The following is an 11,824-nucleotide window of genomic DNA, read 5'->3' as shown; positions in this document are numbered from 1 at the left end:
ATACGCGCCCGGCATCGTGGGGACGGCCGAGGCTTCTCGGCCTGACGACGTGGGTCTGGCTCGGACCGGCCAATGAACACCGGATCCTCACAGTGGCGCGACCGCGCCGGTTTCACACCGGCTTCCACATCGAGTTCGCCGCCAATCGTAGCCAGCCCGGCGACAACTAGGCTGAACGGGTGAGCATTCCCGCAGACCGCTGCCCCGGTGTCTTCCGGACCCACCAGGCCGCCGACGGCGCGTTGGCCCGGATTCGGGTGCCGGGCGGCGTGATCGCGTCCGAAGCTCTCGACGCCCTCGCGCTGGCGGCTGACGAGTTCGGAGACGGCACCATCGAACTGACGGTCCGCGGAAACCTCCAGGTCAGGGGGATTGCAGAGAACGATGTCGCGGCGTTCGCGGAGGCCGTGATCGCGGCGGGCCTCGCGTCGGACTCGGCCCATGACAGGGTCCGCAACGTGATCGTCTCTCCGTTCAGCGGCAGGGTCGGCGGGCTCGCCGACCTGCGGCCTTTCGCGGATGCTCTCGTCGACACACTGGTGGCCGCTGACTGGTCGGCGGTCCTGTCGGGCCGGTTCTGGTTCGGCTTGGACGACGGACGCGGTGACGTCCTCGCCAGGACGACGGACGTCGCGGGTGTCGCGGTCGACTCGGACCACGCCGTCGTCGTGATCGGCGGCTCACACGTCATCGGACCGGTACCGCTGCGCGATCTTCCCGATCAGATGGTCGCGGCCGCTCGGGCGTTCCTCGACGTCGCCGAGGGTGCGTGGCGGATCTCCGACCTCGACGAGGACCGTCGTACCACGTTGTTCTCCGCCCTCGGGGCATCGGCCGAGGGGCCGCTGCCGGTGCCACGTCATCCCGAACCCCGTGTCGGATGGTTCGACCAGACCGACGGCCGCGTGATGCTCGGTGCAGTTGTGCCGTTCGGCAACCTCAGCGCCGAACAAGCGCGATACGCGGCCGCGATCGGAGTGCATGTGTCGATCACGACCGAACGCGAGATCTTGATCGGTGACCTCGACGAAGCGGTCGCCGAAACCGTCGTCCGAGTGCTGGCTCCCCTGGGTTTCATCTTCGACTCCCGCTCCCCCTGGACCACGCTCACCGCGTGCACAGGATCACCCGGCTGTGCGAAGTCGGCCGCCGATGTCCGGACTGCCTTGCGCGATCACGTCGCGGACCTCGACCCGGACGCTGATGCACCGCCGCACGGACACTGGATTGGATGTGATCGCGGCTGCGGATCTCCGGCTCGGAGCCATGTCCGCGTCCTCGCATCCGCCGACGGCACCCTTCGACGTGTCGACTAGCTCCTCCGGTCGCGCCCGGTCGTTTGTCGAGTCCTGACGTTGTCGAGCGCAGTCGAGACTGTGTCGACGAATCGAACCTGAACTGTGTCGGGTCAGAACGGGGGCGTCTCGACTGCGCTCGACGGGCCGGCTGGTCGTTCCCGTGTGCGGCGGTTGTAGGCCCGCATCCGCATGCGGTACCGGTGTTTGGCGGCGGTGCGCGCCCGCGGGCGCCCGGGGTCTGACTCGGTGGTCGGCCGCGAGGTTGTCGGGGCGTCGTGGTGGACGCACGGGAGGAGCCCGAGTTCGGGCAGCAGCCAGTGGTTCAATGCCCGCGACCGGACGGTGATGCCTTCCGGGGTGGTGGTCTCGGTCCAGATAACTCCGTTGGCGTCGACGATCTGATCGTCCAACCAGCCGTCGACGAACGTCTTCAGACCGTGGTGGAACCGGCACTTCGGATTGAGGTTGCACGGACACGTCGGACCACCCGCGGCCGGGTCGTCGTGGTTGTACTCGGCGACATGATCCAGATCGCACCGGTAGGCGGGCATATCGCACCCCGGATGGGTGCACCTGCCGTGCACCGCCCGCACGAGGGCATCGCACGCCGCGGTCGGCCGATACCCGTTGCTCGGCTGTGACGCCCCGCCGAGCAGGTCGGTGACGTCGAGGTCACGGACCACGGTATCGGTGTCGGCGGCGATGTCGCGGGCATGCTCGGCGGTAATCGGCCCGAACCCGTCGAGGTAGGCGGGGATATCGGACTCCCCGGTCAGCGACTCCCGCCGAGCCACCACATGCAGTACGACGGTCGCCAGACGCGCCGCGACATCGACGCCCGCCCGGGACGGGCAGTCGTCGCCCGCGCACTGGCAGGCGAAGACCTTGCCGGTGAGCAGCGCGATCACCGCGTCCGAACGCCGCACAGCCTTGCCACGCGGATCATCCGGGCACACGCCCGCGATGATTGCATCGATCGAGTCCTGCGCCAGACGAACGTCCTCGACCGTTCCGGTCACCCGCAGATCGGCCAGAGTCCCGTCGACCGGCTCCACCACGACCTTCTTCCGCGGCTTGGCGGCCTCACGAGCCGCCTGGGCGGCGTCGGCATCGTGTTCGGCGACAACAGCAGCGACGATCTCGGTCACCCGCGGACCAGTCAGATTCCCGGCGCCACGGAGCCGGTCGGCGGCCTCTGCGTCGATCACCGCGAGGACATCGGTGTCGATGACCGCAGCGGTCTGATCGAGAGCCAGACGGAACTGCTTGGGCGTGAGGAGACCCCCACGCAGCAGTACGCCGATCGCCGGGACACGTTCCATGCACGAGACAGCCTCATCGACGAACTTCTCCCCAGTGTGCTGACGAACCCCACGCACAGTCGCGTACGACGCGGCGACCTGACACAGCGGGTCATACAGATTGGTGAACGCACCCGCCTCCTCGCAGACCTGGGCGAGACGACGCTGATACACGCGGTAAATCGCCTCGTACTGATCCCACAAGACCATGCCCTGGAACAGATCCGACCGGGCAGCGAACAACATCAATGCCGCATCAGTGGCATCGGACCCTTCAGCAAGGTCCGGCATCACCATCCGAAAGACGAACATCCCGCCTTCGACGGTGAGCGTCGCCCCGGCCTGATCGGCGAGTGTGGTGCTCACATCAACCCCCTGATTCGAACGTACATTCGATTATAATCTGACATTTCGGTGCGGTCAATAGACTTTCTGACCGAATCTGCGACTGCTGTGCCACTGCTCTCGCGGTGAACGTCGCCCGAATAAGGGGATGGTGTCGACCTTCAGGTGGGTTGAGGCTTGAAGATGGGCGCGTGGACGATTCCGAACTCATGGCGATCGGCGCCTTCGCTCGACGAACCGGCCTGACCGCGAGCGCATTGCGCTTCTACGCAGACGCCGGCCTGCTTGTCCCCGCGAGGACAGATCCCTCCTCTGGATACCGCTTCTACGCGCTCGAGCAGGTGGATCGCGCACAACTGGTCCGCCGCCTCCGGGACGTCGACATGCCGCTGTCGGCCGTCGCCGACGTACTCGACGCCGGGCCGGAGCACGCGGCGCGGCTCGTCGACGACCACATCGACCACGTTGTGAATGCCGCTCGCGCAGCGGCCGCGCATGCCGAGGAGATCAAAGCCGATCTCGGCCACCATGTCCGACAGACCTCATCGATGGCGCTCACCGTCAACGGGCCGGTGACCGCTGCGGCGATCGATCAGGTACTCACGGCCGCCGCGAGCGGCGGGCTTCTCCGGGCCCTCGCCGGCGTACGGTTCGATGCCGAGTCCACCGGAGTCACCATCACCGCGACGGATCGATATCGACTGGCGACAAGAACGCTGCCCACGCTGGACCCGACGGCTGTCGAATGGTCCGTCACCGTCGACGGCGATGACCTCCGGCTGTGCCTGGCCGACCTCCGCCGGTCTCCTCGGGCGCACATCGAAGTAGGACTGCGCGACATGCGCATCACGTCGAACGGCGGAATCGACCGTCGATGCCGCCTGATCGACGAACCGTTTCCCGATCATCGCGCCATGCTGGACGCACTCCCCGCCGTCACCACTCGGGTCGCCGTCGGCACGTCGGCGATCCGTCGCGCTCTGGAAACGACGTCGGCAGACGTCGTCGCGGTACGGGTCGGCCGGGCCGGTGTCGAGTTGGGCGGATCGGGGAACACCACGACGATCGACGCGACCGTCGACGGCGACCCGACCGACGTCTGGTTCGAACTGAGAACTCTGTACCCGGCCGTGAGCTCGGCGATCGGAGCCGACGTGCTGATCGATCTTCGCGGCCCGGACATGCCTGCCACCATCCGATCCGCGGACGGCGGTGACCTGACCGCCCTCGTGATGCCCACGCGGCCGCCCGTCGACGGCTCAACCCGTCCCCACTGACAGGACCTCCGATGACAACTCCCGAAACAGACCGCACGATGGCCGCGATGTCCGACGCAGTGATGCGTGGACGCACCGGAGACGTCGCCGGTGCACGCACCGATCTCCTGACCGTCTGGGCTGCGACCGGTCCCGGCGGCGACGCACTCCACAGGTGCACCCTCGCGCACTATCTCGCCGACTTGTACACCGATCCCGCGCAATCACTCGTGTGGAACGTTCGGGCGCTCGACGCGGCGGACGCCCTGACCGACGAACGAGTCGCCGAACACGCGAACGGTGTCACGGTCGCGGGTTTCTACCCCTCGCTCCACCTCAATCTGGCCGACGACTTCCGGCGTCTGGGCTCGTTCGACGCCGCCCGCGAACACCTGGCGGCGGCGCGCGCAGCGTCGCCTGAACTCGGATCAGACGGGTACGGTCGAATGATTCGGCAGGCGATCGACGAGGTCGGCACGGCCGTGGACGCAGGTGACACCGCGCCCCGCGCCTCGGCGCCAGGGCCGACCTGATTCCGCCGCACGCAACCCGTGTACCCACGGCAGTGGCCGTGTGCGGGCACTCAGTAGTGTCGAACGCACTATGACCGACTACATCCGAGACGGCGCGGAGATCTATCGCCAGTCATTCGCAACGATCCGCGCGGAGTCGGATCTGGCCCGCTTCCCCGCGGACCTCGAACCAGTTGTCGTACGCATGATCCATGCGTCGGGACAGATAGACCTCGCAGCTGACGTGGCCTTCTCCCCCGGTGTTGTCGCCGCCGCACGCGGCGCACTCGAAGCAGGCGGACCGATCCTGTGCGACACGAACATGGTCGCGTCCGGCGTCACCCGCCTCCGACTGCCTGCCGACAACGATGTGCGTTGCCACCTGCGTGAACCCGGAATCTCTGACATCGCGGAACGGATCGGGAACACTCGCACGGCGGCGGCGCTCGAGTTCTGGCGCGACGACCTCGAGCGGTCTGTCGTGGCGATCGGGAACGCGCCCACTGCCCTGTTCGCGCTGCTCGACCTGATCGACGACGGTTGGCCGCGACCGGCGGCGATCATCGGTGCACCGGTCGGATTCATCGGGGCCGCCGAATCGTGCGCAGCGCTCGCCGCCCGCGCGGATCTCGAGTTCATCACCGTGACCGGCCGACGCGGCGGGTCGGCGATCACCGCGGCCGCTCTCAACGCACTCGCGAGCCCCGTCGAATGAAGGGCAGTCGAATGAACGGCAAGCTGTGGGGTGTCGGACTCGGTCCCGGCGACTCCGAACTCGTGACGGTCAAGGCCGCGCGAGTCATCGGCGATGCGGACGTCATCGCGTTCCACTGTGCGCGGCACGGGAACTCGATCGCGCTCTCGGTAGCTCAGCCGTATTTGCGCGAAGGCCAGATCCACGAGCGTCTCATGTACCCGCTCACCGTCGAGACCACCGATCATCCCGGCGGATACGCCGGTGCGATGGCCGACTTCTACACCGAGAGCGCGGCGCGTCTGGCCGCGCACCTCGACGCCGGGCGGACCGTCGTGGTTCTCGCCGAGGGTGATCCGCTGTTCTTCAGTTCGTACATGCACATGCACAAACGGCTCGTCGACCGATTCGACGCCGAGATCATTCCGGGCGTCACGTCGGTGAGTGCGGCGTCGGCGGCGGTCGGAATCCCGCTTGTGGAGGGCGAGGAGACGCTCACCGTGCTCCCCGGTACCGCGGAACCGGGTGAACTGATCGCGCACATGCGGTCGGGCAAGGCGCTGGCGATCATGAAGTTGGGTCGCACCTTCGTGAAGGTCCGTGATGCTCTCGAGTCGGCAGGCAGGCTCGACGAGGCATGGTATGTCGAGCGTGCGTCGACCGATCGACAGCGAGTCGAGCGTGTGGTCGACGTCGATCCCGAGTCCGTCCCGTACTTCTCGCTCATCGTCGTTCCGGGTGGACGCAACAACCCCTACGCGGGACAGTCGGATGCGTCTGCGGGTGAAGTCGTCGTGGTGGGACTCGGCCCGGGGCCCGTCGAACAGACCACACCGCAGGTCGCCGCAGAGATCGCCGCAGCCACCGACCTGGTCGGGTACACGACGTACCTCCGAAGGGTCACTCCTCGGCCGGGTCAGCGGGTGCACGCCAGCGACAACCGGGTGGAGGCCGAAAGGGCCGAGTTCGCCCTCGACCTCGCCGCCCGCGGCGCGCGCGTGGTCGTCGTGTCGTCCGGTGACCCGGGCGTGTTCGCGATGGCCTCGGCGGTCAGCGAAGTGGCTGCCGAGCCCCGGTGGCACGACGTCGCGGTGCGTGTGGTGCCGGGAGTGAGCGCCGCTCACGCGGTCGCCGCCGCCGCCGGCGCTCCACTCGGTCACGACTTCGCAATCATCTCGTTGTCGAACCTTCTCAAACCGGACGCCGTCATCGAGAACCGTCTGCGTCACGCGATCGCCGCCGATCTCGCCGTCGCGATCTACAACCCGGCGTCGTCGAAGCGGACCGAGCAGATAGTCCGTTTGAAAGAACTGCTGACGGAGTTGGTTCCGGCCGATCGGGTGATCATTCAGGGGCGCGACGTCGGCGGACCGGGCGAGAAGGTCACCGTCACCACCGCTGCCGGTTTCGAGCCTGCCACCGTCGACATGCGGACGTTGGTGATCGTCGGTTCCTCAACCACGACGGCGGTGCCCCGATCAGCCGGCGACCTGGTCTTCACACCGCGTCACTACAGCTGAGCCTGCAGCCACACCACGGCCTCGTCGACTGTCGAGACGCACTGGATGCCGTCAGATTCCGCTGGGCGATCGACCACGATCACCGGCAGTCCGAGTTCGCGGGCGGCGGCCAGCTTCGCTGAGGTCAATGATCCGCCGCTGTTCTTCGTGACCACGACCTCGATCCGATGCCGACGCATCAGGTCGAGTTCGCCGTCCAGCGTGTACGGGCCGCGCGAGCGCAGCACCTCGTGGTGTGGCGGCAGAGTGCGCTCGGGTGGATCGACGACCCGGATCAGAAACCACGAGTCCGCGACGTCGGCGAACGCCGACACGTCTTGACGTCCGGTGGTGAGGAAGACGCGGCGCCCGCCCACGGCAGCGGCGGCGGCACCGATTGTCGGGACCCGCGTCCAGACGTCGCCCGGCCCTTCGACCCATTCGGGTCGGGTGAGTCGAAGGTGGGGCACCCCCTCGTCGGCAGCGGCCGCATGCGCATTGGGCGTGATCCGCGCCGCGAACGGGTGCGTCGCGTCGACCACGGCACGGACGCCGTTGTCCCGCATGAACTCCGCGAGGCCACGCCGTCCGCCGAAGCCGCCGATGCGCACGGCGCCGACGGGCAGTCGCGGCGATGCGACACGTCCTGCGAGTGAACTCACGACGTCGACACCGTTGTCCACGAGGGTCTTCGCGAGAGCCCGAGCCTCACCGGTTCCGCCGAGGATCAGAACGTCAGCCATCGGTGCGCAGTTTGGTCATGCGGGCCTGCGAATACAGGTAACTGTCGACGAGGTCTGGATGGGCGGCGCCGTCGAGCGCACGTCCGACGAAGATCACCGCCGTCTTGGTGATGCCGGCCGCTGCGAGCGCCGCAGGGAGCTCGGCGAGCGGTGCACGGACCACGAGCTGATCGCTGCGCGAGGCGAAGGCGACAGTAGCCGTCGGACAGTCCGAACCATAACTGTCCGCGAGAGCCTCCACGATCTGCTCGGTGCGGTGAGCCGCCAGGTGGAGGGCGAGCGTGACGCCGCTGCGTCCGAGGGCCGCCAAGTCCTCGCCCGGGGGCATGTCGGTCGACAGGGTCGAGACTCGCGTGATCAAAAGGCTCTGACCGACGCCGGGCACGGTCAACTCGGCGTCGATAGCGGCCGCTGCTGCTGCGAACGCAGGCACACCCGGCACGAGTTCGTACGGGATGTCGAGCGCGCGGAGACGGCTCAGTTGTTCGGTCATCGCCGAGTACAGGGAGAGATCACCCGAATGCAGACGTGCGACATCGTGTCCCGCGGCATGGGCCTTCGCGATCTCCGCGACGATGCGGTCCAAAGGCATCCTCGCCGTGTCGATCGTGACAGCACCGGCGGGCAGACGCTCGAGCAGTTCCGCAGGAACGAGGGAACCAGCGTAGAGGCAGGTCCGGCACTCGGCCAGGCGCTGCGCACCGCGAACGGTGATGAGGTCGGCAGCGCCGGGGCCTGCGCCGATGAAGTAGACGGTCACGAGAGTCCGGCTCCTGATTCCTTGACGGCCGTCCACTGGACGATGGGGAGTGCGGGGCGCCATGCGGTCGACCGCCCCAGCGGAGCGGCCCGTTCGACGCTCACTCTGATCAGGTCGCCACCGCGTGCACCGGCCGCCTCCACGAGGAGTCGTTCGGTCTCGATGGTGACGGCGTTGGCTACGATGCGGCCGCCGACGCACAGCGCCGACCAAGCGGCGTCGAGGACGTCAGCAGTCATTCCGCCGCCGATGAACACGGCATCAGGCGTGGGGGCGCCGTCGAGTGATGCGGGGGCTGCACCTCGCATCTCGTAACGGTCTCCGACTCCGTGCCTGCATGCGTTCGCCGTGGCGACGGCGGCCCGGTCGGTGTCCGACTCGAACGCGACGACTCGCCCCGTACGCAGCTGGCGCAGCCATTCGATGCCGATACTCCCCGACCCCGCGCCGACGTCCCACAGGAGGCGTCCCTCCGCGGGCGCGAGAGCACTGACCGTGAGGGCACGGATCGGTTGTTTCGTGAGCTGTCCGTCGTTCGCGAAGTGGCTGTCGGGCAGTCCCGGCGCCCGGGAGACGGCCGGTCCGACACAATCCACGGCGACGACGTTGAGAGCGGGCGCACCGTCGTTCCAGACGTCGGCGCGGCCGGTGACGACGTGTTCGGCGGCTCCGCCGAGATCGCCGAGGACCGTCATCTCGGAGGAGCCGAAGCCGAGAGACCTGAGCAGTTCGGCGACCTGTGCAGGCGTGGACCCGTCACGAGAGAGGACAAGAAGACGTGCGCCGTCCGTGAAGTTCAGCGCGAGCGTCTCGACCGGCGCCGTCACCAGACTGACGACCATCGTCGATGCGAGATCCCAGCCGAGTCTGGCGGCGGCGAGTGACACGCTCGACGGCGACGAATGCACGGTCACCCTGTCGGGCCCCACAAGCCGTACGAGCGACGCCCCGACGCCGTGGAACATCGGATCGCCGCTGGCAAGGACGTGGACGACGTCGGCGCCGCCGATCGTTGCGGCCAGCGAGGCGAGATGCTCGGACATCGGACTGCGCCACGGGGTCCGGACCGCGGTTAGATCGGCCGGCAGCAGGTCGAGCTGACGAGCCGAGCCGTATACGTCGGTGGCCGCCTCCAACGAACGCCGAGCAGTCGACGACAACGACTCCCACCCGTCGGCGCCCATGCCGACGACCACGAAGCGTCCGGTCACCGCGGCATCCGCCGCCAGATCGCGCGAGGCACGAAGCGCGTGGCGAAGCCCACGAGACTCAGACGGCGTGGAATCCACACTTCGCGGCGTCCCTTGCGGTACGCGACTGCCACCGCGTCGGCCACGTCGTCCGGCGTCAACGACATGGGTGCCGGTTTGACGCCGGACTCCATCAGATCCTTGGTCATGGCGCCGACGACAAACCCTGGACGGGCGAGGAGCACTCGCACACCGCTCCCGTGCAGGGCGTCGGACAGTCCACTAGCGAACCCGTCGAGGCCCGCCTTGGTGGAGCCGTACACGTAGTTGCCTTTGCGGACCCGCACGCCGGCGATCGACGAGTAGACGATGATCGTCCCGGACTTCTGTCGGCGAAGTGCCACGGCCAACGGTGTGATGACACTGATCTGTGCGTAGTAGTCGGTGTGAGCGATCTGCAGTGCGTGTTCGACGTCCCTCTCGGCGCGCGCCGCGTCGCCGAGAATGCCGAATGCGATGATCGCCGCCTCGATCGGCCCGTGATCTGTGACGATCCGTTCGACGAGTGCGGAATGGCCGGAAACGTCATCGGCGTCGAACTCGATCGTGTGCACGTCGTCGGCACCCGCCGCCAGCAGGATTCGACTCTCGACGGTCAGGTCGTCGGGGCGTCTGGCCGCGAGGACCACACGTTTGCCGGAGGCGAGCCGGGCAGCGGTGGCGACGCCGATCTCACTGCGTCCGCCGAAGAGCACAATGGTTCCCACCCCTGCAGTATTCCAGCGTGTCCACTCCGGGCGACGGCCGGGCGGCGTCTGACCGGCTCAGGAAGCAGGAGGATGAGCCACTAGTCTCGATCTATGCCCCGTACTCTCGCCGATCTGAGTCCCGCAGCCGATGAACTGTTGGCGGAGTACCAACTCGCCAGCCTTGCCACGACCCGTGCGGACGGCACTCCACACGTGTGCGCGGTCGGCTTCACCATCGACCGCGACGCGGGCGTCGCGCGGGTCATCACGTCCGACGGCAACCAGAAGGTCAAGAACGCTGAACGCGGCCGGTACGCGGCACTCACCCACGTCGACGGTGCGCGGTGGCTCACGCTCGAAGGACCCGCGCGAGTGCTCCGCGACTCGGCGTCGGTACGCGACGCGGAGGACCGATACGAAGCGCGCTACCGCAAGCCGCGCGCCAATCCCCGACGCGTGGTCATCGAGGTCACGGTGACCCGAGTGATGGGTGCGGCGCCGATGTTCGCAGGAGACTAGGCTAGAAGTCCCACTCCAGGGCTTTGGCGAGGCGGCCGACGCTCGCGTCGATCCCGAGCTCCTCGACGAGGGCTCGCAATCCGTCTGCATCGTCAGGTTGCGTGGGAAGGCGATCGTCGGGCCTGCTCTCCACGGTGTCGGCGTCGGTTCGGACAGCGACCACGGTGCGCGCCGCACGCAGATAGTCCTTCGAGTCCTGGATCGAATTGCGAGCCCGCGCCGCCATCGTCGACTCCGGCTGGTAGGCGGCCGCTTCAAGAGCGTCGAGGTCGCCGAACGCGGTGATGAGCTTCGCGGCGGTCTTCTCCCCGATTCCCGGAACGCCTGGCAGCCCGTCCGACGGGTCACCACGCAGAATCGACATCTCAGCGTATGCGGTGCCCGCGCGTTCGGTCGGCACCGCATACTTCGCGGCGACCTCGATCGGTCCCATCAACTCAGCATTGCGCAATCCGCGTCCGACGTAGAGGACACGCACCGGGACCGGATCGTCGGCCACCACCTGCAAGAGATCACGGTCCCCGCTGACGACGAGGACGGCGTCCTCGGCCTCTGCGAAGGCGAGCGTTCCGATCACGTCGTCGGCTTCACACCCGACCGCTCCCGACGTCGTGATGCCCGCACACCGGAGGACGTTCATGATCATGTCGACCTGTGGCGTCAACGTGTCGGGTACTTCCTCGACATCCGGCGTGTCCCCGGATCCGACCGTCGCGACTCGATGTTCCTTGTACGAGGGAATCAGATCAGTGCGGAACGACGGGCGCCAATCGAGGTCGAGGCACACGACGAGCCTGTCGGGGCGATGATCGGTGACCAGGGCGGCGATCGTGTCGACGAACCCGCGCACGGCGTTGACCGGTCTCCCGTCCGGCGATGTCATCTTCTCCGGGAGGGCGAAGAAGGAACGAAACCACAGGCTGGCGCCATCGAGCAGCATCACTGATCCGGTCATGGA

Annotated in this window: 12 protein-coding genes and 1 riboswitch; of the genes, 6 read left to right on the top strand and 6 right to left on the bottom strand. The window is 67.6% G+C overall.

The window, feature by feature from the left end; all coding sequences use genetic code 11:
* Positions 1-29: 29 nt before the first annotated feature.
* A riboswitch (cobalamin riboswitch) is annotated at positions 30-168 on the bottom strand.
* A gap of 11 nt (positions 169-179) precedes the next feature.
* The gene (gene cobG, locus GM1_RS02185; RefSeq protein ID WP_008376253.1) at positions 180-1,316 is read left to right on the top strand and encodes a precorrin-3B synthase; all 1,137 of its coding nucleotides are present in this window, start codon (positions 180-182) and stop codon (positions 1,314-1,316) included.
* 92 nt (positions 1,317-1,408) lie between these two features.
* Here the strand turns inward: cobG and GM1_RS02180 are convergent, their stop codons facing one another.
* Positions 1,409-2,965, bottom strand: coding sequence for an HNH endonuclease signature motif containing protein (locus GM1_RS02180; RefSeq protein WP_008376251.1), 1,557 nt, complete (start codon positions 2,963-2,965; stop codon positions 1,409-1,411).
* Positions 2,966-3,135: 170 nt separating this feature from the next.
* Between GM1_RS02180 and GM1_RS02175 the strand changes: the two genes are divergently transcribed.
* The 4 genes from GM1_RS02175 to GM1_RS02160 all read left to right on the top strand — a co-directional run bounded on the left by GM1_RS02175 (position 3,136) and on the right by GM1_RS02160 (position 6,926).
* Positions 3,136-4,221 (top strand): DNA polymerase III subunit beta family protein, encoded by a 1,086-nt coding sequence (locus tag GM1_RS02175; protein ID WP_008376249.1) that lies wholly within the window; start codon positions 3,136-3,138, stop codon positions 4,219-4,221.
* Positions 4,222-4,232: 11 nt separating this feature from the next.
* The gene (locus GM1_RS02170) at positions 4,233-4,733 is read left to right on the top strand and encodes a hypothetical protein (protein WP_008376247.1); all 501 of its coding nucleotides are present in this window, start codon (positions 4,233-4,235) and stop codon (positions 4,731-4,733) included.
* A 70-nt stretch (positions 4,734-4,803) separates the two neighbouring features.
* Entirely contained in the window at positions 4,804-5,427 is a 624-nt protein-coding gene (locus GM1_RS02165; RefSeq protein ID WP_008376245.1) for a precorrin-8X methylmutase, read from the top strand.
* Between the two features lie 11 nt (positions 5,428-5,438).
* Positions 5,439-6,926, top strand: a complete 1,488-nt coding sequence (locus tag GM1_RS02160; protein WP_008376244.1) for a precorrin-2 C(20)-methyltransferase — start codon at positions 5,439-5,441, stop codon at positions 6,924-6,926.
* On the opposite strand, the gene GM1_RS02155 is transcribed toward GM1_RS02160, so the two are convergent.
* From GM1_RS02155 to GM1_RS02140, 4 genes are read right to left on the bottom strand one after another with little or no spacing between them, the layout of a single operon-like run.
* Complete coding sequence (locus tag GM1_RS02155; protein WP_008376243.1) at positions 6,917-7,648, bottom strand: cobalt-precorrin-6A reductase; 732 nt, start codon at positions 7,646-7,648, stop codon at positions 6,917-6,919. The two genes, GM1_RS02160 and GM1_RS02155, sit on opposite strands and share 10 nt — an antisense overlap.
* On the bottom strand, positions 7,641-8,408 hold the full coding sequence (locus GM1_RS02150; RefSeq protein ID WP_008376241.1) for a cobalt-precorrin-4/precorrin-4 C(11)-methyltransferase: 768 nt from the start codon (positions 8,406-8,408) through the stop codon (positions 7,641-7,643). Before GM1_RS02150 ends, GM1_RS02155 begins: the two co-directional genes overlap by 8 nt.
* Positions 8,405-9,619, bottom strand: coding sequence for a bifunctional cobalt-precorrin-7 (C(5))-methyltransferase/cobalt-precorrin-6B (C(15))-methyltransferase (locus GM1_RS02145; RefSeq protein WP_008376240.1), 1,215 nt, complete (start codon positions 9,617-9,619; stop codon positions 8,405-8,407). Before GM1_RS02145 ends, GM1_RS02150 begins: the two co-directional genes overlap by 4 nt.
* Positions 9,616-10,365 carry an SDR family NAD(P)-dependent oxidoreductase gene (locus GM1_RS02140; RefSeq protein ID WP_008376238.1) on the bottom strand — a complete coding sequence of 250 codons (750 nt, stop codon included), beginning with the start codon at positions 10,363-10,365 and terminating at the stop codon, positions 9,616-9,618. The genes GM1_RS02145 and GM1_RS02140 overlap by 4 nt, the downstream gene beginning before the upstream one ends.
* A gap of 93 nt (positions 10,366-10,458) precedes the next feature.
* Between GM1_RS02140 and GM1_RS02135 the strand changes: the two genes are divergently transcribed.
* Positions 10,459-10,866 (top strand): pyridoxamine 5'-phosphate oxidase family protein, encoded by a 408-nt coding sequence (locus GM1_RS02135; RefSeq protein WP_008376237.1) that lies wholly within the window; start codon positions 10,459-10,461, stop codon positions 10,864-10,866.
* A gap of 1 nt (position 10,867) precedes the next feature.
* Here the strand turns inward: GM1_RS02135 and GM1_RS02130 are convergent, their stop codons facing one another.
* Positions 10,868-11,806 carry a 5'-3' exonuclease gene (locus GM1_RS02130; RefSeq protein WP_008376236.1) on the bottom strand — a complete coding sequence of 313 codons (939 nt, stop codon included), beginning with the start codon at positions 11,804-11,806 and terminating at the stop codon, positions 10,868-10,870.
* Positions 11,807-11,824: the final 18 nt, after the last annotated feature.

This window comes from Gordonia malaquae NBRC 108250 (assembly GCF_000344135.1).
Classification (GTDB): Bacteria; Actinomycetota; Actinomycetes; order Mycobacteriales; family Mycobacteriaceae; genus Gordonia; species Gordonia malaquae.
The sequence above is the reverse complement of the archived record's forward strand: the minus strand, read 5'-3'. Positions and strand labels throughout refer to the sequence as shown.

What these genes read in the sequence shown, in the direction of transcription:
- GM1_RS02155 (WP_008376243.1), bottom strand. Translation starts at nt 7,648, where the DNA reads ATGGCTGACGTTCTGATCCTCGGCGGAACCGGTGAGGCTCGGGCTCTC.
- GM1_RS02160 (WP_008376244.1), top strand. Translation starts at nt 5,439, where the DNA reads ATGAACGGCAAGCTGTGGGGTGTCGGACTCGGTCCCGGCGACTCCGAA.
- GM1_RS02165 (WP_008376245.1), top strand. Translation starts at nt 4,804, where the DNA reads ATGACCGACTACATCCGAGACGGCGCGGAGATCTATCGCCAGTCATTC.
- GM1_RS02170 (WP_008376247.1), top strand. Translation starts at nt 4,233, where the DNA reads ATGACAACTCCCGAAACAGACCGCACGATGGCCGCGATGTCCGACGCA.
- GM1_RS02130 (WP_008376236.1), bottom strand. Translation starts at nt 11,806, where the DNA reads ATGCTGCTCGATGGCGCCAGCCTGTGGTTTCGTTCCTTCTTCGCCCTC.
- GM1_RS02135 (WP_008376237.1), top strand. Translation starts at nt 10,459, where the DNA reads ATGCCCCGTACTCTCGCCGATCTGAGTCCCGCAGCCGATGAACTGTTG.